Source organism: Streptococcus nasisuis, from assembly GCF_040836615.1.
Lineage (GTDB): Bacteria > Bacillota > Bacilli > Lactobacillales > Streptococcaceae > Streptococcus > Streptococcus suis_V.
Window position 1 is genome coordinate 146,517 of record NZ_CP162268.1, and the last position, 21,154, is coordinate 167,670.

15 protein-coding genes and 1 pseudogene are annotated in these 21,154 nt (G+C 41.5%); 14 read left to right on the forward strand and 2 right to left on the reverse strand.

The window, feature by feature from the left end; genetic code table 11:
* Window positions 1–493 precede the first annotated feature (493 nt).
* The 3 genes from rpoB (at window position 494) to AB1F57_RS00890 (ending at window position 9,264) form a co-directional block, all read left to right on the forward strand.
* Window positions 494–4,072 carry a DNA-directed RNA polymerase subunit beta gene (gene rpoB, locus AB1F57_RS00880; RefSeq protein ID WP_367985911.1) on the forward strand — a complete coding sequence of 1,193 codons (3,579 nt, stop codon included), beginning with the start codon at window positions 494–496 and terminating at the stop codon, window positions 4,070–4,072.
* A 104-nt stretch (window positions 4,073–4,176) separates the two neighbouring features.
* A complete protein-coding gene (rpoC, locus tag AB1F57_RS00885; protein ID WP_367986323.1) occupies window positions 4,177–7,824 on the forward strand; it encodes a DNA-directed RNA polymerase subunit beta' in 3,648 nt (1,215 codons plus the stop codon).
* A 183-nt stretch (window positions 7,825–8,007) separates the two neighbouring features.
* Entirely contained in the window at window positions 8,008–9,264 is a 1,257-nt protein-coding gene (locus tag AB1F57_RS00890) for an ISL3 family transposase (protein ID WP_174853283.1), read from the forward strand.
* Window positions 9,265–9,344: 80 nt separating this feature from the next.
* On the opposite strand, the gene AB1F57_RS00895 is transcribed toward AB1F57_RS00890, so the two are convergent.
* Window positions 9,345–10,496 (reverse strand): glycerophosphodiester phosphodiesterase family protein, encoded by a 1,152-nt coding sequence (locus tag AB1F57_RS00895; protein WP_170239311.1) that lies wholly within the window; start codon window positions 10,494–10,496, stop codon window positions 9,345–9,347.
* Window positions 10,497–10,599: 103 nt separating this feature from the next.
* The gene (locus AB1F57_RS00900; RefSeq protein ID WP_105137754.1) at window positions 10,600–11,364 is read right to left on the reverse strand and encodes an alpha/beta fold hydrolase; all 765 of its coding nucleotides are present in this window, start codon (window positions 11,362–11,364) and stop codon (window positions 10,600–10,602) included.
* 218 nt (window positions 11,365–11,582) lie between these two features.
* On the opposite strand from AB1F57_RS00900, the gene AB1F57_RS00905 reads away from it, so the two are divergent.
* From AB1F57_RS00905 to AB1F57_RS00955, 11 genes and pseudogenes are all read left to right on the forward strand, one after another.
* The gene (locus AB1F57_RS00905; protein WP_170239310.1) at window positions 11,583–12,173 is read left to right on the forward strand and encodes a CHAP domain-containing protein; all 591 of its coding nucleotides are present in this window, start codon (window positions 11,583–11,585) and stop codon (window positions 12,171–12,173) included.
* 137 nt (window positions 12,174–12,310) lie between these two features.
* Complete coding sequence (locus tag AB1F57_RS00910) at window positions 12,311–13,507, forward strand: iron-containing alcohol dehydrogenase (RefSeq protein ID WP_172063054.1); 1,197 nt, start codon at window positions 12,311–12,313, stop codon at window positions 13,505–13,507.
* 125 nt (window positions 13,508–13,632) lie between these two features.
* A pseudogene (locus AB1F57_RS00915) lies at window positions 13,633–13,980 on the forward strand (formylglycine-generating enzyme family protein); the annotation flags it as partial.
* 12 nt (window positions 13,981–13,992) lie between these two features.
* Window positions 13,993–14,775, forward strand: coding sequence for a sulfite exporter TauE/SafE family protein (locus tag AB1F57_RS00920; RefSeq protein ID WP_170239308.1), 783 nt, complete (start codon window positions 13,993–13,995; stop codon window positions 14,773–14,775).
* Window positions 14,776–15,747: 972 nt separating this feature from the next.
* Complete coding sequence (pezA, locus tag AB1F57_RS00925; RefSeq protein ID WP_367985912.1) at window positions 15,748–16,224, forward strand: type II toxin-antitoxin system antitoxin PezA; 477 nt, start codon at window positions 15,748–15,750, stop codon at window positions 16,222–16,224.
* Entirely contained in the window at window positions 16,224–17,000 is a 777-nt protein-coding gene (gene pezT, locus AB1F57_RS00930; protein ID WP_105137743.1) for a type II toxin-antitoxin system toxin PezT, read from the forward strand. Before pezA ends, pezT begins: the two co-directional genes overlap by 1 nt.
* A gap of 228 nt (window positions 17,001–17,228) precedes the next feature.
* Entirely contained in the window at window positions 17,229–18,122 is an 894-nt protein-coding gene (locus AB1F57_RS00935; protein ID WP_170239305.1) for a restriction endonuclease, read from the forward strand.
* A 162-nt stretch (window positions 18,123–18,284) separates the two neighbouring features.
* Window positions 18,285–19,052, forward strand: coding sequence for a DeoR/GlpR family DNA-binding transcription regulator (locus AB1F57_RS00940; protein ID WP_367985914.1), 768 nt, complete (start codon window positions 18,285–18,287; stop codon window positions 19,050–19,052).
* Between the two features lie 195 nt (window positions 19,053–19,247).
* Complete coding sequence (gene lacA, locus AB1F57_RS00945) at window positions 19,248–19,670, forward strand: galactose-6-phosphate isomerase subunit LacA (RefSeq protein WP_367985915.1); 423 nt, start codon at window positions 19,248–19,250, stop codon at window positions 19,668–19,670.
* Between the two features lie 26 nt (window positions 19,671–19,696).
* Window positions 19,697–20,212, forward strand: coding sequence for a galactose-6-phosphate isomerase subunit LacB (gene lacB, locus AB1F57_RS00950; protein WP_002941130.1), 516 nt, complete (start codon window positions 19,697–19,699; stop codon window positions 20,210–20,212).
* 9 nt (window positions 20,213–20,221) lie between these two features.
* Window positions 20,222–21,154 (forward strand): tagatose-6-phosphate kinase, encoded by a 933-nt coding sequence (locus AB1F57_RS00955; RefSeq protein ID WP_367985916.1) that lies wholly within the window; start codon window positions 20,222–20,224, stop codon window positions 21,152–21,154.

Below are 21,154 nucleotides of genomic sequence, written 5' to 3' on the forward strand. Positions count from 1 at the left end.
TCTAAATATTCAGAAAAAGGACAAGTGTAGGTCATTATATGGCTGAATATAATTGAATTCGGGCTAAATTTGTCGGAAAAAAGATAAATCTCCTGGTGTCTGATGACACTTCGTCGATTTCCTATTTTTCTCTCAAATTTGACGCCCTCGTATCTTTTAATTGAACTCGCCTACAACTCTGTGAAAAAAGATAAGGTTTGTAGAGCTTTGGTTTTGTTTACTTCGTGGCGTCGTAAACGACTGAACTTTCTTCGACGATTTGTCTAGAAAGTCCTAGTCGTTCTGACGAGGGTGCGTCAACGAAATCAAAGATTTCTGACTTACCGCTTATTTTTCTTTGAGTTGCTTACGGCTTAGTATCTTTAATTGAACTCGGGCTACACTCCTGTAGAAAAAGATACATCTCCTTGCAATCTTTTGATTGCTTTGTCGATGTCCTATTTTCTTTTGGAGTGCTATACGCCCTCGTATCTTATTACAAAGGAGAAAACTTTTGGCAGGACATGAAGTTCAGTACGGTAAGCACCGTACCCGTCGTAGTTTTTCAAGAATCAAGGAAGTTCTTGATTTACCAAATTTGATCGAAATCCAGACAGATTCTTTCAAAGATTTCTTGGATTCTGGTTTGAAGGAAGTCTTTGAAGATGTACTTCCAGTATCAAACTTCACAGATACCATGGAATTGGAATTTGTTGGCTACGAATTGAAGACTCCAAAATACACTTTGGAAGAGGCACGTTCGCACGATGCCAACTATTCTGCGCCTATCTATGTGACCTTCCGCTTGGTCAACAAGGAAACGGGTGAAATCAAGACACAGGAAGTTTTCTTTGGCGAATTCCCAATCATGACTGAAATGGGTACCTTTATCATCAACGGTGCAGAGCGGATTATCGTTTCTCAGTTGGTGCGTTCACCGGGTGTTTACTTTAATGACAAGGTAGATAAGAATGGTAAGGTTGGCTACGGTTCGACTGTCATCCCTAACCGTGGTGCCTGGTTGGAATTGGAAACCGACTCAAAAGACATTGCCTACACTCGTATTGACCGTACGCGTAAGATTCCGTTCACGACACTTGTTCGTGCCCTTGGTTTCTCAGGCGATGATGAAATCTTTGACATCTTTGGCGATAGCGAATTGGTCCGCAATACCATCGAAAAAGATATTCATAAAAACCCAGCAGATTCTCGTACAGATGAAGCGCTTAAGGAAATCTATGAGCGCCTTCGTCCAGGTGAACCAAAGACAGCTGAAAGCTCTCGTAGTCTTTTGACAGCTCGTTTCTTTGACCCACGTCGTTACGACTTGGCACCTGTTGGTCGTTACAAGATTAATAAAAAACTTAATCTCCGTACTCGTTTGCTCAACCAAATACTTGCTGAGCATGTGATTAACGGTGAGACAGGCGAAATCGTCTTGGAAGCTGGTACTGTACTGAGTCGTGATGTGCTTGAAAAAGTAGAAGCACAATTCGATGAGCTCAACTTGGTAGAATATATTCCAAATGACAACGCTGTTCTTCTTGAGCCAGTTCTTTTGCAGAAATTCAAGATTGTAGCTCCTAAGGATCCAGAACGTGTTGTGACGGTGATTGGTAATGCTAATCCAGCAGAAAACGTACGTACAGTAACACCTGCGGACATCTTGGCTGAAATGAGCTACTTCCTCAACTTGGCTGAAGGTCTTGGTCGTGTAGATGATATTGACCACTTGGGTAACCGTCGTATTCGTGCCGTTGGTGAATTGCTTGCTAACCAAGTACGTATCGGTTTGACTCGTATGGAACGTAACTTGCGTGAGCGTATGTCTGTTCAAGACAATGAAGTATTGACGCCACAACAAATCATCAATTTCCGCCCTGTTACAGCCGCAATCAAAGAATTCTTTGGTTCATCTCAGTTGTCACAGTTCATGGACCAACATAACCCGCTTTCTGAGTTGTCTCACAAACGCCGTTTGTCAGCCTTGGGACCTGGTGGTTTGACTCGTGACCGTGCTGGCTACGAGGTTCGAGACGTTCACTACACTCACTATGGTCGTATGTGTCCGATTGAAACGCCTGAGGGACCAAACATCGGTTTGATTAACAACTTGTCATCTTATGGTCATCTCAACAAGTATGGTTTCATTCAAACACCATACCGCAAGATTGACCGTGCAACTGGTACAGTAACGAACGAAATCGTTTGGTTGACAGCGGATGAAGAAGATGCCTACATCGTAGCGCAATCAACATCATCACTTGATGAAAACAACCGTTTCGTTGATAAGATTGTAATGGGACGTCACCAAGGTAATAACCAAGAGTTCCCAGCAGATTCAGCAGACTTCATGGACGTTTCTCCTAAACAGGTAGTTGCCGTTGCGACAGCATGTATTCCTTTCTTGGAAAACGATGACTCCAACCGTGCCCTCATGGGTGCCAACATGCAACGTCAGGCTGTCCCATTGATTGATCCAAAAGCACCTTACGTTGGTACAGGTATGGAATATCAGGCTGCCCACGATTCAGGTGCAGCGGTCATTGCTCAGCATGACGGTAAGGTTACCTATGCGGATGCAGATAAGGTAGAAGTTCGTCGCGAAGATGGTTCGCTGGATGTTTACCACATTCAGAAATTCCGCCGTTCAAACTCTGGTACTGCCTACAACCAACGTACCCTTGTAAAATTAGGCGACATCGTTGAAAAAGGTGACTTCATCGCAGATGGACCTTCCATGGAAAATGGGGAAATGGCTCTTGGTCAAAACCCTATCGTTGCCTACATGACTTGGGAAGGTTACAACTTCGAGGATGCGGTTATCATGTCTGAGCGGCTGGTGAAAGAAGATGTCTATACATCTGTTCACTTGGAAGAATACGAATCAGAAACACGTGATACTAAGTTAGGCCCTGAAGAAATCACTCGCGAAATTCCAAACGTTGGTGAAGATGCTCTTCGCAACTTGGACGAAATGGGGATTATCCGTATTGGTGCCGAAGTTAAAGAGGGCGACATTCTTGTTGGTAAAGTCACACCAAAAGGTGAAAAAGATCTTTCTGCTGAAGAGCGTCTCTTGCATGCAATCTTCGGTGACAAATCACGTGAAGTCCGTGATACCTCTCTTCGTGTACCTCACGGTGCCGATGGTGTCGTTCGTGATGTGAAAATCTTTACCCGTGCCAACGGTGATGAATTACAATCAGGTGTCAACATGCTGGTTCGTGTTTACATCGCTCAAAAACGTAAGATCAAGGTCGGAGATAAGATGGCCGGTCGTCACGGTAACAAGGGTGTCGTTTCACGTATTGTACCGGTTGAGGATATGCCATATCTTCCAGACGGAACACCAGTTGACATCATGTTGAACCCACTCGGGGTGCCATCACGTATGAATATCGGTCAGGTTATGGAACTCCACTTGGGTATGGCGGCTCGTAACTTGGGGATCCATATCGCGACACCAGTTTTCGATGGAGCATCTTCTGAAGACCTCTGGTCAACTGTTAAAGAAGCAGGCATGGATAGCGATGCCAAGACTATCTTGTACGATGGTCGTACTGGTGAGCCGTTTGACAACCGCGTTTCTGTCGGTGTCATGTACATGATCAAACTCCACCACATGGTTGATGACAAGCTCCACGCTCGTTCAGTCGGACCATACTCACTCGTTACCCAACAGCCGCTCGGAGGTAAGGCCCAGTTTGGTGGTCAGCGTTTCGGTGAGATGGAGGTTTGGGCCCTTGAAGCCTACGGTGCTTCAAACGTCCTTCAAGAAATCTTGACTTACAAGTCAGATGATGTGACAGGCCGTCTCAAAGCCTATGAGGCGATTACAAAAGGTAAACCAATTCCAAAACCAGGTGTTCCAGAATCCTTCCGCGTTCTTGTCAAAGAATTGCAATCACTTGGTTTGGATATGCGTGTCCTTGACGAAGACAATAATGAAGTAGAATTGCGTGACCTCGATGAGGGTGAAGATGATGACATCATCCACGTAGATGATCTTGAAAAAGCACGTGCAAAAGCCGCAGCTGACGCAGCCGCAGCCTTTGCGGCTGAAGAAGAGGCAGGCAAAGACCAGGAGTAGGAAGTAAGGAGTGCGTGCCTAAGCGCATTCCTCTGTCCTGCTTTGGATTTTCAAGAGCTAGAGGTGGATTTTCCGCCATTCACAAGAAAAGAAAGGGATTATTAGTGGTTGACGTAAATCGATTTAAAAGTATGCAAATCACGTTAGCTTCACCAAGTAAGGTTCGTTCATGGTCTTACGGTGAGGTTAAAAAACCTGAAACAATCAACTATCGTACACTTAAACCAGAACGTGATGGACTTTTTGACGAAGTCATCTTCGGTCCAACAAAAGACTGGGAGTGTTCATGCGGTAAATACAAACGTATCCGTTATAAAGGGATTACTTGTGACCGCTGTGGTGTTGAAGTGACTCGTGCAAAAGTACGTCGTGAACGTATGGGACACATTGAGTTGAAAGCACCAATTTCACACATTTGGTATTTCAAAGGTATTCCAAGTCGTATGGGCTTGACCTTGGATATGAGCCCACGTGCGCTTGAGGAAGTTATCTACTTCGCGGCTTACGTGGTGATCGATCCTAAAGATACACCGCTTGAGCACAAGTCAATCATGACTGAGCGCGAATACCGTGAGCGTTTACGTGAATATGGCTATGGTTCATTCGTTGCCAAAATGGGTGCAGAAGCGATCCAAGACCTCTTGAAACAAGTTGATCTTCCAAAAGAAATCGCTGCGTTGAAAGAAGAGTTAAAAACTGCTACTGGACAAAAACGGATTAAAGCTGTGCGTCGTTTGGATGTATTGGATGCTTTCTACAAATCTGGAAATAAACCTGAGTGGATGATTCTCAATATCTTGCCAGTTATTCCACCAGATTTGCGTCCGATGGTTCAGTTGGATGGTGGCCGTTTTGCTGCATCTGATTTGAATGAATTATATCGCCGTGTTATCAACCGTAACAACCGTTTGGCTCGTCTATTGGAACTTAACGCTCCAGGGATCATCGTACAAAACGAAAAACGGATGCTCCAAGAAGCTGTGGATGCTTTGATTGACAACGGTCGCCGTGGTCGTCCAATTACAGGACCAGGTAGCCGTCCACTTAAATCACTCAGCCACATGCTTAAAGGTAAACAAGGTCGTTTCCGTCAAAACTTGCTTGGAAAGCGTGTTGACTTCTCAGGACGTTCCGTTATCGCTGTTGGTCCAACGCTTAAAATGTACCAATGTGGTGTGCCACGCGAAATGGCTATCGAGCTCTTCAAACCGTTTGTTATGCGCGAAATCGTTGCCTGTGATATTGCTGGTAACGTAAAAGCTGCAAAACGTTTGATTGAACGTGGGGATGATCGTATCTGGGATATCTTGGAAGAAGTGATCAAAGAACACCCAGTTCTTTTGAACCGCGCACCTACCCTTCACCGTTTGGGTATCCAGGCTTTTGAGCCAGTTCTAATCGACGGTAAAGCCCTTCGTTTGCACCCGCTTGTCTGTGAAGCCTACAACGCCGACTTTGACGGTGACCAGATGGCGATTCACGTTCCATTGTCAGAAGAAGCACAAGCAGAAGCACGTATCCTTATGCTCGCGGCAGAACACATCCTTAACCCTAAAGATGGTAAACCAGTCGTAACACCATCTCAGGATATGGTTTTGGGTAACTACTACTTGACCATGGAAGATGCTGGTCGTGAAGGTGAAGGTATGGTCTTCAAGGATGCGGATGAGGCTGTTATGGCTTACCGCAATGGCTATGTTCACTTGCATACTCGTGTTGGTATCGCAACAGGTAGCCTTGACAAACCTTGGAAAGACAATCAAAAACACAAGATTATGATGACAACTGTCGGAAAAATCTTGTTCAACGCGATTATGCCGGAAGGCCTTCCTTACCTGCAAGAGCCAAACAATGCAAACTTGACAGAAGGAACTCCTGATAAATACTTCTTGGAACCAGGATCAGATATTAAGGCTGCCATTGCAGAATTACCAATCAACCCACCATTCAAGAAGAAAAATCTTGGTAACATCATCGCTGAAATCTTCAAGCGTTTCCGTACAACTGAAACATCAGCCCTTCTTGACCGTTTGAAAGACTTGGGTTACTACCACTCAACACTTGCTGGTTTGACAGTGGGTATTGCCGATATCCCAGTCATCGACAACAAGGCTGAAATCATTGAAGAATCTCACGAACGTGTGGAACAAATCAAGAAACAATTCCGTCGTGGTATGATCACCGAGGACGAGCGCTACACAGCTGTTACAGATGAATGGCGTTCTGCTAAGGAAAAATTGGAAAAACGCTTGGTTGAAAAACAAGATCCGAAGAACCCTATCGTTATGATGATGGACTCCGGTGCCCGTGGTAACATTTCCAACTTCTCCCAGCTGGCCGGTATGCGTGGACTCATGTCAGCTCCGAATGGACGTATCATGGAATTGCCTATCTTGTCTAACTTCCGTGAAGGTCTTTCTGTATTGGAAATGTTCTTCTCAACTCACGGTGCCCGTAAGGGTATGACGGATACGGCCTTGAAGACAGCCGACTCAGGATACTTGACTCGTCGTTTGGTTGACGTTGCCCAAGATGTCATCATCCGTGAAGACGACTGTGGAACAGACCGTGGTCTTGACATCCGTTCAATCACAGATGGCAAGGAAATGATCGAGCCACTTGAAGAGCGTTTGCAAGGTCGTTACACTAAGAAAACTGTTAAGCACCCTGAAACGGGTGCAGTTATCATCGGTCCAAACCAATTGATTACCGAAGATATTGCCCGTGAAATTGTCAACGCTGGCGTGGAACAAGTAACTATCCGTAGCGTATTTACATGTAATACTCGCCACGGTGTCTGCCGTCATTGTTACGGTATCAACTTGGCGACTGGTGATGCGGTTGAAGTCGGTGAAGCAGTTGGTACGATTGCAGCCCAATCTATCGGTGAGCCTGGTACACAGCTTACAATGCGTACCTTCCACACGGGTGGTGTAGCCTCAAACAGCGATATCACGCAGGGTCTTCCTCGTGTCCAAGAGATCTTTGAAGCCCGCAATCCGAAAGGGGAAGCGGTCATCACTGAGGTTAAGGGTGAAGTTGTTGACATCCAAGAAGATGCTTCAACGCGTACCAAGAAAGTCTTTGTTAAGGGTAAAACTGGCGAAGGCGAATACGTGGTGCCATTTACAGCCCGTATGAAGGTTGAAGTCGGTGACCAAGTAGCGCGTGGTGCAGCACTTACGGAAGGTTCTATCCAACCGAAACGCTTGCTGGAAGTGCGTGACGTCTTGGCCGTTGAGACCTATCTACTTTCTGAAGTTCAAAAAGTATATAGAAGTCAGGGTGTAGAAATCGGTGACAAGCACATCGAGGTAATGGTTCGCCAAATGCTTCGTAAAGTGCGTGTCATGGATCCAGGTGATACTGATCTTCTCATGGGTACCCTTATGGACATCACAGACTTTACCGATGCCAATGCGGAGGTGGTTATTGCAGGTGGTATTCCAGCGACAGCCCGTCCAGTCCTCATGGGTATTACCAAAGCCTCTCTTGAAACCAACTCATTCTTGTCTGCCGCATCCTTCCAGGAAACAACTCGTGTCCTGACAGATGCTGCCATCCGTGGTAAACGTGATAACCTTCTCGGTCTTAAAGAGAACGTTATTATCGGTAAGATTATCCCAGCAGGTACAGGTATGGCCCGCTACCGTAATCTTGAACCACAAGCCATCAATGAAGTTGAAATCATTGAAGACACTGTAGCACAAGAACTCGCAGCAGAAGCTGAAGTACAGGCAGTAACTGAATAATAAGCTTTAAGGGAAGACCGTTTGGTCTTCTCTTTTTGTGTAACCTGTTCAAAAAAACGGCTCTATAATTTCTGTAGTGGGTAAAACCACCATGGAAATTATGGAGCCTTTTTGAGTATATACAAAAAGTCCCATATGACCTATAATGAAAAGTGCTCAAACTATCATTTTAGAAAGACTCATATGGAACAACTAAATCTTATCACTAATTTTCTCAGAATTAAAGACAAAAATATTACTATCACTGATGAATATGATATGGGAACTCACTTAGAACTCCACGGTTACTTGGATTACATGGCTCCTAAATGTCCAGAATGCAAGGGACAAATGGCTAAGTACGACTACCAGAAAGCATCAAAAATCCCTTACCTAGAAACTGCTGGTTACCCACTCCTTATCCGCCTTAAAAAGCGTCGTTTCAAGTGTAAAGAATGTGGGAAAATGGCTGTCGCTGAAACTCCTCTTGTTAAGAAAAACCATCAAATATCTGTCGCTGTTAGTCAGAAGATCGCCCAGTTACTCATCGAAAATCAAGCAATGACACATATTGCACACAGGCTAGCTATCTCAACATCATCAGTTATGAGAAAGCTCAATGAGTTCAAGTTTGAAACGGATTGGAATACCCTACCTGAGGTGATGAGTTGGGACGAGTATGCCTTCAAGAAGGGGAAAATGAGCTTCATCGCTCAAGATTTCGACTCCCTAAATGTCATCACCATTCTCGACGGAAGAACTCAAGCAACCATCCGAAACCACTTTCTACGCTATCCTAGAAAGGTTAGAAATCGAGTCAAAGTGATTACCATGGATATGTTTAGTCCCTATTATCAACTTGCTAAACAGCTTTTTCCGAATGCAAAAATTGTACTCGACCGCTTTCATATTGTTCAACACCTTAGCCGTGCTATGAACCGTGTCCGTATTCAAATCATGAATCAATTCGACAGAAAATCGCAGGAATACCGTGCTTTGAAACGCTACTGGAAATTGATACAACAAGATAGCCGTAAAATCAATGATAAACGATTTTATCGCCCTATGTTTCGAATGCATTTGACTAACAAGGAAATCCTGGAAAAACTCTTGTCTTTCTCTGAGGAACTACGACAGCACTATGAACTCTATCAGCTTCTCTTATTCCATTTCCAAGAGAAGAACTCAGACCATTTCTTTGACCTAATTGAACAAGAAATAACCACTGTTAATCCTATTTTCCAGACGGTATTTAAGACATTTCTAAAGGATAAAGACAAGGTTTTGAATGCCCTAGAATTGCCTTATTCCAACGCCAAACTGGAAGCTACCAATAATCTCATCAAAGTCATTAAAAGAAATGCCTTTGGTTTCAGGAACTTTGAGAACTTTAAAAAACGCATTTTGATTGCTTTGAACATAAAGAAAGAGAGAACGAAGTTCGTCCTCTCTAGGTGTTAGCTTTTCATCTACCCACTACAGTTGACAAAGAGCCAAAAAAACAACCAGATGCTGTCCACCTGATTGCTACTATGCTGTCTTTATTTTAAGCTTGGAAAGATGAGAAGGTTCTCCAATTGCTTGTGATAATAATCCTTGTACTTAGAATACACCAAGGTGTGGTTTAGTTGGTCTTTTGTCTTGCCAGGAAAGTCTGAAATGATGCCATCAACCGCTAAATCATCTGCCTGGGTCACGCCAGCTTCATCATTGACTGTCCAGACATAGAGAAATTTCTTGGAGGCTTTGATGTAATCATGTAATTCGGGAGACAGGTCGCTCAAAGGGACGCTGAATCCAGTCAGACCTGGAAATTGCTCCTCAAGGATGGAATTCATAATCAAAACCGTTTCAAATTTAGGTGAGTGGCTGAGGACCCTCTTCATAAATTCTTGGTCAGCTGTTTGTAGTTGATGCTGGCCTCGCTCTAAACGCTGTTGGTATTTTCCTAGAAAGTTTTCCACAATCTGTGGACTGTCTAGCTCAGAAGTTTTAAAATCAATCAGGAGCTTTTGACCAGACTTTTCGGCCTCTTTCAGAATCTGATCAAAGCTGGCGACATGAGCTGTGTGCCCCTCTTGATCGGTCAAGCTAATGTTGGTTAGAGTGCTTAAGGGCAGGTCGTGTGGCCGATAGTGGAGCCTTGTCCAGCCGGATAGATTAGGGTCGTGAAAGACCACATATTCCAAATCTGCTGTTTCCCAGATGTCAATTTCTATGTAGTCAAACTTGCTTTTGCTGGAAATTTGGAAGGCCTCGAGACTATTTTCAACTGCGCTAGGACCGTTGAGGGCCCGGTGGGAAATGACCTGTGGAGACTTTGGGATAATCTGTCTGGCCTCTTGTTTAACAAGGTAGAAGACTGGAAAGACGGGTAGCCAGACGACCAGTAAGGAAGCTGGTTTCCACCAGGTGAATTTTTCGTCAAAAATGACTTTCCACCAGAGCCAGAGCGAGAAAGACAGGACCAGAACAAGGCCACTATAGAGCAGGGCGAAGAGAATGAAGTAAATTTCTTGCACATGCTGGGGAAATCTTTCTGTCAGATGTGCTTGGAGATAGTAATTAACCAGACTGACAGAGTACCAAAGTCCCAGGGCCAATAGGGGGACCAGGAGTCCAATGGCTAATTTTTTCCACAGAGGTCTTTGTATTTTTCGTTTTCGGATGTTTGATTTGATAGATTGCTTCATGCTTGCGGAACTTTCTAATTTTACGTACTAGCTTATTATACTTTAAAACCATCAAATAATCTACTGTATTTTTGAGAAACCTAGGTGCAATTGGTGTGGGGAATCAGATGAAATTCTTCTCGGTTAACCAGGCGCGGATAACAGAGAGGGTTTTGTCTTGGAATTTGCCGGATTCGTACATGTGGTCGGCTCCTGTTAGGGATACGAGCACTGATTCGGCGTAGTTCTGAGCTGTTTTTCTGGCGATGGCGGATACGGTCATCTTGTCTTCGCTGCCCGTGATGACCAGTACTGGACCCGAAATCTTGCTGAAATCCACATAGCCTGCTCTGCTTTTGTCAAAGAAAGGAAAGGCCATCTGAGTGTAAACCTTGCCGGATTCAGGAACCAGGGTCTTGAAGATATCCTCCTTGAGGCTAGGATCCTGGACGTTGAGGCAATAGGTGAAAAACTCATCCTTGTATGGTGGCATGGGCTTTTTCCAGAAGCCCCAGCGCAGGAAGTGGCGGATGAAACAACGAATCATGGTCGGATAGAGGGCAAAGATGTCGGCAGTAGGGGCAGGTCCCATGAGAATCATGCCGGCGATTTCTGTGCGCTCGGCGACCATTTGTGCCAAGAGACAGCCCAGGGAATGCCCTAGTAGTAGAGGAGGCTCTTCCAGACTTTCGACCAGGGTAACCAAATCATCAGCGTAGTCGGTCAGGCTGACGGCACCAACCCTTTCCATCGCTTGCTCATAGGGTAAGTCGTGGTAGCGCAGGCTAGGCGTGTGAACAATGATGCCCATTTTTTCTAATTTTGTGGCAAATTCTCCCCAGACAGCCCCATCGCACCAGGTTCCGTGAATCAAGACCATATGTTTCATAAACTTTCCTCCAATCATTTTTTCCATTATAACATGTTTGTCATCTGCTTGTGAGTCAGCTGTAACAGTTGTCATATTTATTTAAGGCTTCTTCAAGCTTTCTGCCTTAGGATAGATAGGGTAATATCTGAACCCACCTTTATGGCTCGGCATCTTTATTTTTTATATAAATGTGCTTCGCTTGGGAATATAGGTTCTAGAAGAAAGGAAGTATTGAAATGAATACATTTTTTGCAAACAAGAAGTTGAAATTGGGAATCGCTGCAAGCTTAGTTGCAGGTATGGCCATGCTGGGACAATCCTCGGCAAGTGCAGATACCTTTGATTCCTATGGTCCGCGCTATCTGGGAGAGCATCCAGCTCCAATCTACCAATCATTTGGAGTGGCTGATAACAGTAGCGCTGTTATTTCGGAGACGGTCTCTTCAGCCTATACGACCTATAGTTCCGCTGTAGCGGCCACTTATACTGCCAACACCTATCCAGTCGGCCAATGTACCTGGGGTGTAAAGGAGCTAGCGCCATGGGTCGGTAACTATTGGGGCAATGGAGGTGATTGGGCAGCAAGTGCTGCGGCTCAGGGCTATACGGTTGGGACAACTCCTCAGGTAGGTGCCGTTATCGTGTGGACAGATGGTGGCTATGGGCATGTGGCTTATGTGACAGACGTAACAGCAGACGGAACCATTCAGGTGATGGAATCGAATTTTAATGGCAATATGTCCATTGGAAACTACCGTGGATGGTTTAACCCGACGACTACCGGGGCAGGTACGGTTAGCTATATCTACCCACCAGCGGATGCTTAGGTAAGGGATAGGAAAGAGGTCTTGGCCTCTTTTTTCTTTCCTATCTCCAGCAGCTGATTTTTGGAGCCAAGAATGATATACTAAGAGTGTAACGTTTTCACTAATTTATACATTTCTCGTCGTTGAAAGGAGACATGATGAATAATTTTCGTTTACAGATTCCGACAGACATCCGTTTCGGACGTGACCGCTTAGCTGAATTGCCAGAGGTCTTGGAACAATTCGGCAAGAAGGTACTTTTGGTCTACGGTGGTGGCTCCATCAAACGCTCTGGTCTCTATGATAAGGTTACGGCCTTACTGAAAGACAATGATTTTGAGTGGGTGGAGCTGGCAGGTGTCGAGCCCAATCCGCGGATTGATTCAGTCCGTGAAGGTGGAAGGTTGATTCGCGAAAATAGCCTAGACATGCTTTTGGCTGTCGGTGGCGGTTCAGTCGTTGATGCCAGTAAGGTTATGGCTGCGGCAGCTTATTACGATGGTGATGCCTGGGATTTGGTCAAAAATCCTCGCCTGATTGGCCAGGCAGTTCCGATTGTAGATATTCTGACGCTGGCGGCAACCGGTACAGAAATGAACCGTGGGGCTGTGATTTCCAATATGGAGACCAATGAAAAATTGGGTACAGGTGGCTGGGAGCTCATTCCGCGGGCCTCTTTCTTAGATCCGACCTTGACTTACACGGTTTCAAAATGGCAGACGGCAGCTGGTACGGCGGATATGATGAGCCATCTTTTTGAGCAATATTTTAATCGCACAGTTGGAGTGGATGTTCAGGATAGCATTGCAGAGGGCTTGTTGAAGACGGCCATCAAACATGGTCCGGTGGCTCTTGCAGAACCAGAAAATTATGAGGCGCGTGCCAACTTGCTTTGGACCTCGACCCTAGCTTTGAATGGCTTGGTTGCTAGTGGACGTGCGGGCGGCTGGACTTGCCATGCTATCGAGCATGAATTGTCGGCCTATTATGATATTACGCACGGTATTGGTTTGGCTGTCTTGACACCGCGCTGGATGAAATTCTGTGTTGATACTGATCCGACGACACATGCGAAATTTGCAACTTATGCCCGCAATGTTTGGGGACTGACAGAAGGTTCAGATGAAGAATTGGCTAGACAGGCTATTGAGAAAACCTATCATTTCTTCAAAAATGAGATGGAAATTCCGATGACCCTGCCTGAAGTAGGTATCCCAGTCCAAGATTTGGTGAGAGAAATGAGCGAGCAGGCTGTGTTGCATGGTCGCTTGGATGGAAATGTTTTTGTGCCTCTTTCAGTGGACCATGTGGAAGAGATTATTCTTGCCTCCTTTGTGGAGATGGAGGAGTTTTAGGCCTAAGTAGGTTTAAAAAGAGCACGAGAGCTATTTTGTGAAAAAATCGATTAAAAACGCACCAAATTTGGTGCGTTCAGAATGAAGACAAACATCTCGATTAATGTTGTTGCAATACTTGGCAAGGCAACTTTCCGTTCCAGAATACTCAAGATGATGGATTTATTGGTACTGCGCCAGTTAGAACCTATCCACCTAATCAGTTCGGATTATATCAGATGATTGGAAATGTTTGGGAATGGTGCGTTAATCCTGCCAAAATAGAGTTGATATCCTTTCAAAAGGTAAAAGGAAGGGAATTCTGGGAGGAGCATCAGAGTGTTGATGATGAGAATTATGCTATAAAAGGTGGTTCGTTTTTATGCCATTATAGTTACTGTAATAGGTATAGAATGTGTGCAAGGAATAGTTCATCGGCTATGTCTAGTAGTCAGAACTTAGGATTTCGATGCGTAAGAGATATTATTCACTGAGGGATAGGTGATATGAAACAAGAGTTGATTTATTTTATTGTGATAATCTTGGCAAATACAATTGGATCAATTTCAGGTATGGGTGGCGGTGTTATAATTAAACCTATTTTTGATTACATTGCTTTTGATTCTGTAATGACAACCTCATTTTATTCTTCAGTTGCAGTTTTTGTAATGTCAATAGTCTCCACCATAAGACAAGTACAAGCAGGACATAAGATTGACTTTGTTATTATTTTTAATCTTGCTCTAGGTTCGATTATAGGAGGATATTTGGGTAGTCTAACATTTGACTACCTTTTATCACTAAGTGGACCACAAAATAGTCAATTAGTTCAAATAATACTGACAATTGTGGTATTGATTTTTTCGATACTTTCAACAAAAAATATATTTAAGCAATATTTTTTAAGAAAGATATATTGGTACTATTCAGCAGGAATTATATTAGGATTTTTATCCAGTTTCCTAGGAATAGGTGGTGGTCCGATTAATGTAGCAGTCTTTATCATTTTTTTTGGTATTCCAATCAAAATAGCTACAGTCTATTCAATTACAACGATTCTATTCTCACAGTTTTCTAAAATTTTTTCGTTACTAATATTTTCCAATTTTAATGACTATAATTACAGAGTATTAATTTATATCATTTGTGCTGGTGCATTAGGTGGATTGCTAGGTGCTAAATTTAGTAGTGTACTTTCAGAAAATAAAGTTTCTTTCATTTTTCAAATCGTTGTTTTGCTAGTGTTATTTCTAAATTTTTATAATCTATTTTTATTATTAGTGAGGTGAATATGATTCTTACGATTACGAAGAATCCATTGCTCTTTTCTAATCACTCAAAAACCCACTGCCTTAATTAGCCAGTGGGTTTTATTACTTATCCGAATCAAAATCTTATTTCAAAAAAGGTAGTGATTCGACTGATTTGTACTGCAATGTAATCTCTAAGTAACACTTGGACTATGAATGGTAATAAAATGGATAACTAGATAGACCATGGATAGAATTTTTCTGGACTACCTAGTTATCCATTATTTTATAGACGCTAAGATGGACGGTTAAAGTAATCCATTTTTTAATAAAAAGTGGATTATAGAACGTACCACGAATCCAATAAAAATGGAAAATTAAATAGACCATAGATTGAGATTTTATGGAGTACCTAGTAATCCATTGTTTTAACTGATGCTAAGATGGAAGACTTAAGTTTTCCATCTTTTAGTAAATACTTGGGTTATGAAGAGGACTATGAATAGCGATTTTATGAAATACTTAGTTATCCATTATTTTATAGATACTAAGATGGATGGTTAAAGTAATCCATCTTTGAATAAAAATTGGATATGTATGAAGTCCATTAATAATCGAAAAATGGTCTAAATTTATAAAGTCCATGTTTTTCCAATAAATGGATAAAGTAGAACTCCATTTTTATTATTATGAAACTGAAAATTCATGCCCGATTGCCCGAATGACGGGCAACAGCGGGGCGCTTTGCTATTCCCCGCTAGCCTAAGTTCGATATTTTTGGGCTGTAAGATAAACAATTGACTTCGATTCAAGATAGCTTTTTGTTACTTTTTGCCAAAAAGTAACGTTTTTGTAGTTTTGACAGCCCTGTGGTCCATCAAAACTACAAACGCTCTCCGAGGGGTCTTGCAGATGGCTAATCCAAAAATAAGAAAACAAAGAATGCACCAAAAATGGTGCGTCAGTATTTTTTGTGCTATAATGAAATTAAATATGAGGAGGTCTTTATCTATGATTGGAGACAATATAAAATCACTACGCCATACACACGATTTAACACAGCCAGAATTTGCGAAAATGGTCGGGATTTCACGCAATAGCTTGAGTCGTTACGAAAATGGAACCAGCACTGTTTCAACAGAACTCATTGACCGCATTTGTCAGAAATTTAACGTTTCTTATGTCGATATTGTAGGGGAGGACAAGATGTTAACACCTGTTGAAGATTACCAACTGACATTAAGAATAGAAGTGATCAAAGAACGTGGAGCAGCAATACTATCACAGCTTTATAGATACCAGGATAGTCAAGATATTGCTTTTGATGATGAATCCAACCCTTGGATTTTGATGAGTGATGATTTGGCTGAATTGATCAATACAAAGATTTACCTTGTCGATACCTTCGATGAAATTGAGCGTTACAATGGCTATTTAGACGGTATCGAGCGGATGTTAGATATAGTGAATCATCGGGTGGTGGCTTAATGAGATTGGAAGAATTCAGTGAGGCTGACTTTCAGAAGGGCTTGCAGCGAACCATTCGGGCTTTAACCCGAGGAAAGATGATTCCAGATCAACCGAGAGCTATTTTACTTGGAGGTCAGAGCGGAGCAGGTAAGACGACTATTCATCGAATTAAACAAAAAGAATTTCAGGGAAATATCATTATCATCGATGGTGATAGCTATCGTTCCCAACATCCTAATTACTTAGCCCTGCAAGAAAAGTATGGCAAGGACAGCGTGAACTATACCAAGGGATTTGCAGGAAAAATGGTAGAGCATCTGGTTGATGAACTCAGCACGCAAGGTTATCATTTGCTGATTGAGGGAACCTTGCGAACTACTCAAGTTCCTCGTCATACTGCTCAAATATTAGCATCAAAAGGCTACCAAGTTTCCTTAGCTATTATTGGTACCAAACCAGAGCTGTCCTATCTCAGTACCTTGATTCGTTACGAAGAACTTTATGCCATCGATCCCAATCAGGCCAGAGCAACACCGAAAGAACACCATGATGGGATTGTAGAGAACTTGGTGGATAACCTAAAGGAGCTAGAAAGTGAGGAACTCTTTGACAGCATTCAGATTTATCAAAGAGATAGAACTTGTATCTATGATTCTGAAACTGATGAAGGTTCCGCAGCAGAAGTTCTTCAAAATTGCCTTTTCGGAGAGTGGAGTAAAGTAGAGGAGGAGATGATGAGGACGGGGCAGGAAAGGTTGAGAGAGATGAGTAAAAGTAATGGAAACGATGTATAGTTATATGCAGTATCTAATTCAAGAAGAACCTATATCTATGAATTGGGTTTTTCAGATAGAATTGTGGTCCAAGTTATTGGTCAAGAGATTAATTCTGTAAGTAAGAATCAAATTAGAAATGAAATCAAACGGAAATCAGCTAGACTAGAAGATAAATTGAGTGATTTTCCAAGTTATTATACACAGATAATTAACGAAATGTAATATTGTTGATAGATAGGAGAAAAAATGACTAAAATATCTTTTGAAATCCAACAACAAATTATTCAATGTTTTGGATTATGTTTTCACTATAAAGATACTGTCGTTTCATTTATGCAAACTTCGGGAGTTCCTAATGATTTAATATTAAAATGGAAATCGGAACCGAAGTTTGTTTGGGGGAAAAATGTTATAAATGAACTTAATAAAACAGAAAATGGAAGATTGATAATTAGACGAATAGCAACTGAATTTTATGAGATGAAAAATATTCCTGATGAAGTTCAAGATAGAGATAGAGGATTAGATGCGTTAAGAAAATTAAAGCGATTGATAGTTGATACTCAACAGAACAAGGTTAACGAGACACTTAATAATTCTTATCATCGTTCAAAACAGGAAATGAAAATACAACTCAAGCAACAACGCCTTCAAAAAATTGAAGAACTAAAAACGGAGTATTATTCGCTATTTTCAAGTGAGAATCCTCAAGAAAGAGGATATCGTCTAGAAAAAATTGTTGCTAATTTATTCAAAATTAACGAGATTGATTACCATGATTCGTATCGAAATAGCTCAAATACTCAACAGTTAGATGGCTATTTTAGGTTTGAAGGCTTTGATTATCTAGTTGAAATGAAATGGGAAAAGAATCCAGTAAATTCTCCAAAAATTGCTTCTTTAAAACAAAAAGTTGATACAAAACTAACTTCAACTCGAGGACTGTTTCTTTCAATAAACGGTTTTAGAGATGAGGTAATTCAAGACTTTGCAAATAGAGATTCTAAAATTTTATTTATGGATGGACAAGAGTTATCTTATATTCTAGAAAATAGGATTACTTTATACGAAGCTTTAAAAGTAAAGATAGTTGGTGCTTCTAAAACGGGTAATCCCTATGTATCAATTGTTAATCAATAGTAACCTTTATCAAAGAAGGGCTTGGCTCTATCTTAATGATGTAACAAAATTCTGAACTGAGATTTGGATAAGAAGCTTCAATTCCCCTAGAACAAATGTTCAAAATTCCAACATATTCTTATTTATTTTTGATATAATGTAAAAAACAACAAAGGATTAAACATGAATAAACGAGAACGACTAGAAGAAATTACACGATTGGTAAACAAAAAAGGCACAGTTCGAATTTCTGAGATAGTAGAATTGCTAAATGTTACTGATATGACTGTTCGACGTGATTTTATTGAATTGGAAGAGCAAGGTGTCTTAACAAAAATTCACGGTGGTGCTAGAAGTAATAAGGCTTTTCAATATCGGGAATATTCCCATTCTGAGAAACACATTCAGAATAAGGAAGCTAAGCAAGAGATAGCAGAAAGGGCTGCCCAACTGATAGAAGATGGAGACACGGTATTTTTAGGTCCAGGAACAACAGTGGCCTGTCTGGCTGAGGCCATTAAAAATCCTCGCCTAACAGTCATCACAAACTGTATGCCTGTTTTTACCATCCTATCTCAAAAGAAGACAGAGGAGTTTCAAGTCTTTCTCCTTGGAGGAGAATATCGCCAAGTGACAGAATCTTTTGTAGGAGAAATTACCAATACAAGTTTAGAAAAAATGCGATTCAGCAAGATTTTCTTTTCAGGTAACGGACTTAAGGGAACTGATGTCATGACCTCTACCCTAGCGGAAGCCTATACGCAAAATATTGCCATTAAACATTCTTTAGAAAAATATCTACTGCTAGATGCCTCGAAAATTGGAAAAGATGATTTTACTTCCTTTTGTGATTTGAATGATGTAACTGCTCTAGTGACAGATATGAATGCAAAGGATGAAAATTACCAATTATTAAGTAAGCACATCGAAATTATCACTACAAAATCATAAAGTTATCAAAACCAACAGCGAAATGTTGGTTTTTTGTTTGTATGCGAAAAAAATAAACAAAATATGTTGACTTTATGTTTGTTTGGTTGTATAATTTAAACATAAAAAAGCGAAAACGCTTTTTCTAAGTTTTGCAAAACAAAGATTTTCTGCCAAATATGGCTACAACTTTCTATTTTTGTTAGGAGATAGGTTATGACAATCATTATCGGTGCTGATCCAGCAGGTTCAAAACTAAAAGACGTTATTAAAGATTATTTGCTAGAAAAATCATATGACTTTAAAGATGTCAGTGATGGAAGAGATTTTGTTGATACAACTTTGGCAGTAGTTGCAGAAGTTAATCAACAGGAAGGAAATCTTGGCATTGTGATTGATGCTTATGGTGTTGGTCCATTTATGACTGCAACTAAAGTCAAAGGCATGATCGCTGCAGAAGTTTCAGACGAACGTTCTGCCTATATGACAAGAGGCCACAACAATTCGCGTATTATTACAATCGGTAGTGAGATTGTAGGAGAAGGCATTGCTAAAAATATCGTTAAAGGATTTGTTGAAGGTGAGTATGATGGTGGCCGTCACCAAATTCGTGTTGATATGCTAAATAAAATGTGCTAATTGTTGTAAACAAAGGAGAATAAGAGATGAAAATTGCAATCGGTTGTGACCACATTGTAACCTATGAAAAAATCGCTGTGGTAGATTATTTGAAAAATCAAGGATATGAAGTATTGGACTTTGGGACTTATGACAATGTTCGTACTCATTACCCAATCTTTGGTAAAAAAGTTGGTGAAGCTGTTGCAAGCGGGCAAGCAGATTTGGGAATTTGTATTTGTGGAACAGGTGTTGGAATCAACAATGCTGTAAACAAGGTACCTGGTGTTCGATCAGCCCTGGTTCGTGATATGACCTCTGCACTCTATGCAAAAGAAGAGTTAAATGCCAACGTCATTGGTTTTGGAGGAAAGATTACAGGTGAGTTGCTCATGTGCGACATCATTGAAGCCTTCATTAAAGCAGAATACAAACCAACTGAAGCAAACAAACGTTTAATTGAAAAGATTGCTGCAGTTGAAACGCTCAATCAAGAGCAGGCTAATCCAGAGTTCTTTACGGAATTTCTTGAAAAGTGGGATCGTGGAGAATACCACGACTAGGAGGCTCTCATGATTTTAACAATCACTTTAAATCCGTCGGTTGATATTGCTTATCAACTGGATACCTTTCATTTGGATACGGTCAATCGAGTAGAAAAAGTTCAAAAAACAGCTGGCGGTAAGGGGCTCAATGTCACACGAGTTTTGAAGCAAATCGGTGAAGATGTTGTAGCAACAGGCTTTATTGGCGGCGAGATTGGAAGTTATGTAAAGAAACAACTCACTCGAAATGATATTAAAAATTCCTTTGTGGAGATTGGGAATGAAACACGTAATTGCATTGCGGTCCTTCATGATGGCAAACAGACGGAGATTTTAGAACAAGGACCAACTATTCAAGAACATGAAGCCTTGAATTTTATAGAACATCTTGAAATTATTCTGAACAATGTAGATGTAGTTGTCATTTCAGGAAGTTTGCCTAAGGGACTTGCTAGCAATTATTATGTTGAGATTGTAGAACTTTGTAAAAAATTCGGTGTAGCTGTTGTTTTGGATTGTTCTGGTGAGGCGCTGAAAAACGTTTTAGAAAGCCAGCAGAAGCCCACAGTTATTAAGCCGAATACAGAAGAGTTATCACAACTGATTGGTAAAGAAGTTACTGATGATATTCAAGAGTTGAAATCAGTTTTGTCTGGTCAACTTTTCCAAGGAATTGATTGGATAGTCGTCTCATTAGGGGCACAGGGGGCTTTTGCCAAGCACAATGATAAGTTCTATCGTGTAACAATTCCAAAAATAAATGTCGTCAATCCAGTAGGATCAGGAGATTCAACTGTTGCAGGTATTGCAGCAGGTTTGGTACATGCTTTACCTGAAGCAGAATTATTAAAAAATGCTAATGTTTTAGGCATGTTAAATGCCCAGGAAGAACAGACGGGTTACGTCAATTTAGAAAATGCAGAATCGTTGTATTCTCAAATCGAAGTCGAAGAGGTATAA

What these genes read in the sequence shown, in the direction of transcription:
- AB1F57_RS00905 (WP_170239310.1), top strand. Translation starts at nt 11,583, where the DNA reads ATGAATACATTTTTTGCAAACAAGAAGTTGAAATTGGGAATCGCTGCA.
- lacA (WP_367985915.1), top strand. Translation starts at nt 19,248, where the DNA reads ATGACAATCATTATCGGTGCTGATCCAGCAGGTTCAAAACTAAAAGAC.
- AB1F57_RS00920 (WP_170239308.1), top strand. Translation starts at nt 13,993, where the DNA reads ATGAAACAAGAGTTGATTTATTTTATTGTGATAATCTTGGCAAATACA.
- AB1F57_RS00940 (WP_367985914.1), top strand. Translation starts at nt 18,285, where the DNA reads ATGAATAAACGAGAACGACTAGAAGAAATTACACGATTGGTAAACAAA.
- AB1F57_RS00910 (WP_172063054.1), top strand. Translation starts at nt 12,311, where the DNA reads ATGAATAATTTTCGTTTACAGATTCCGACAGACATCCGTTTCGGACGT.
- AB1F57_RS00890 (WP_174853283.1), top strand. Translation starts at nt 8,008, where the DNA reads ATGGAACAACTAAATCTTATCACTAATTTTCTCAGAATTAAAGACAAA.
- lacB (WP_002941130.1), top strand. Translation starts at nt 19,697, where the DNA reads ATGAAAATTGCAATCGGTTGTGACCACATTGTAACCTATGAAAAAATC.
- AB1F57_RS00955 (WP_367985916.1), top strand. Translation starts at nt 20,222, where the DNA reads ATGATTTTAACAATCACTTTAAATCCGTCGGTTGATATTGCTTATCAA.
- pezT (WP_105137743.1), top strand. Translation starts at nt 16,224, where the DNA reads ATGAGATTGGAAGAATTCAGTGAGGCTGACTTTCAGAAGGGCTTGCAG.
- AB1F57_RS00895 (WP_170239311.1), bottom strand. Translation starts at nt 10,496, where the DNA reads ATGAAGCAATCTATCAAATCAAACATCCGAAAACGAAAAATACAAAGA.
- pezA (WP_367985912.1), top strand. Translation starts at nt 15,748, where the DNA reads ATGATTGGAGACAATATAAAATCACTACGCCATACACACGATTTAACA.
- AB1F57_RS00935 (WP_170239305.1), top strand. Translation starts at nt 17,229, where the DNA reads ATGACTAAAATATCTTTTGAAATCCAACAACAAATTATTCAATGTTTT.
- AB1F57_RS00900 (WP_105137754.1), bottom strand. Translation starts at nt 11,364, where the DNA reads ATGAAACATATGGTCTTGATTCACGGAACCTGGTGCGATGGGGCTGTC.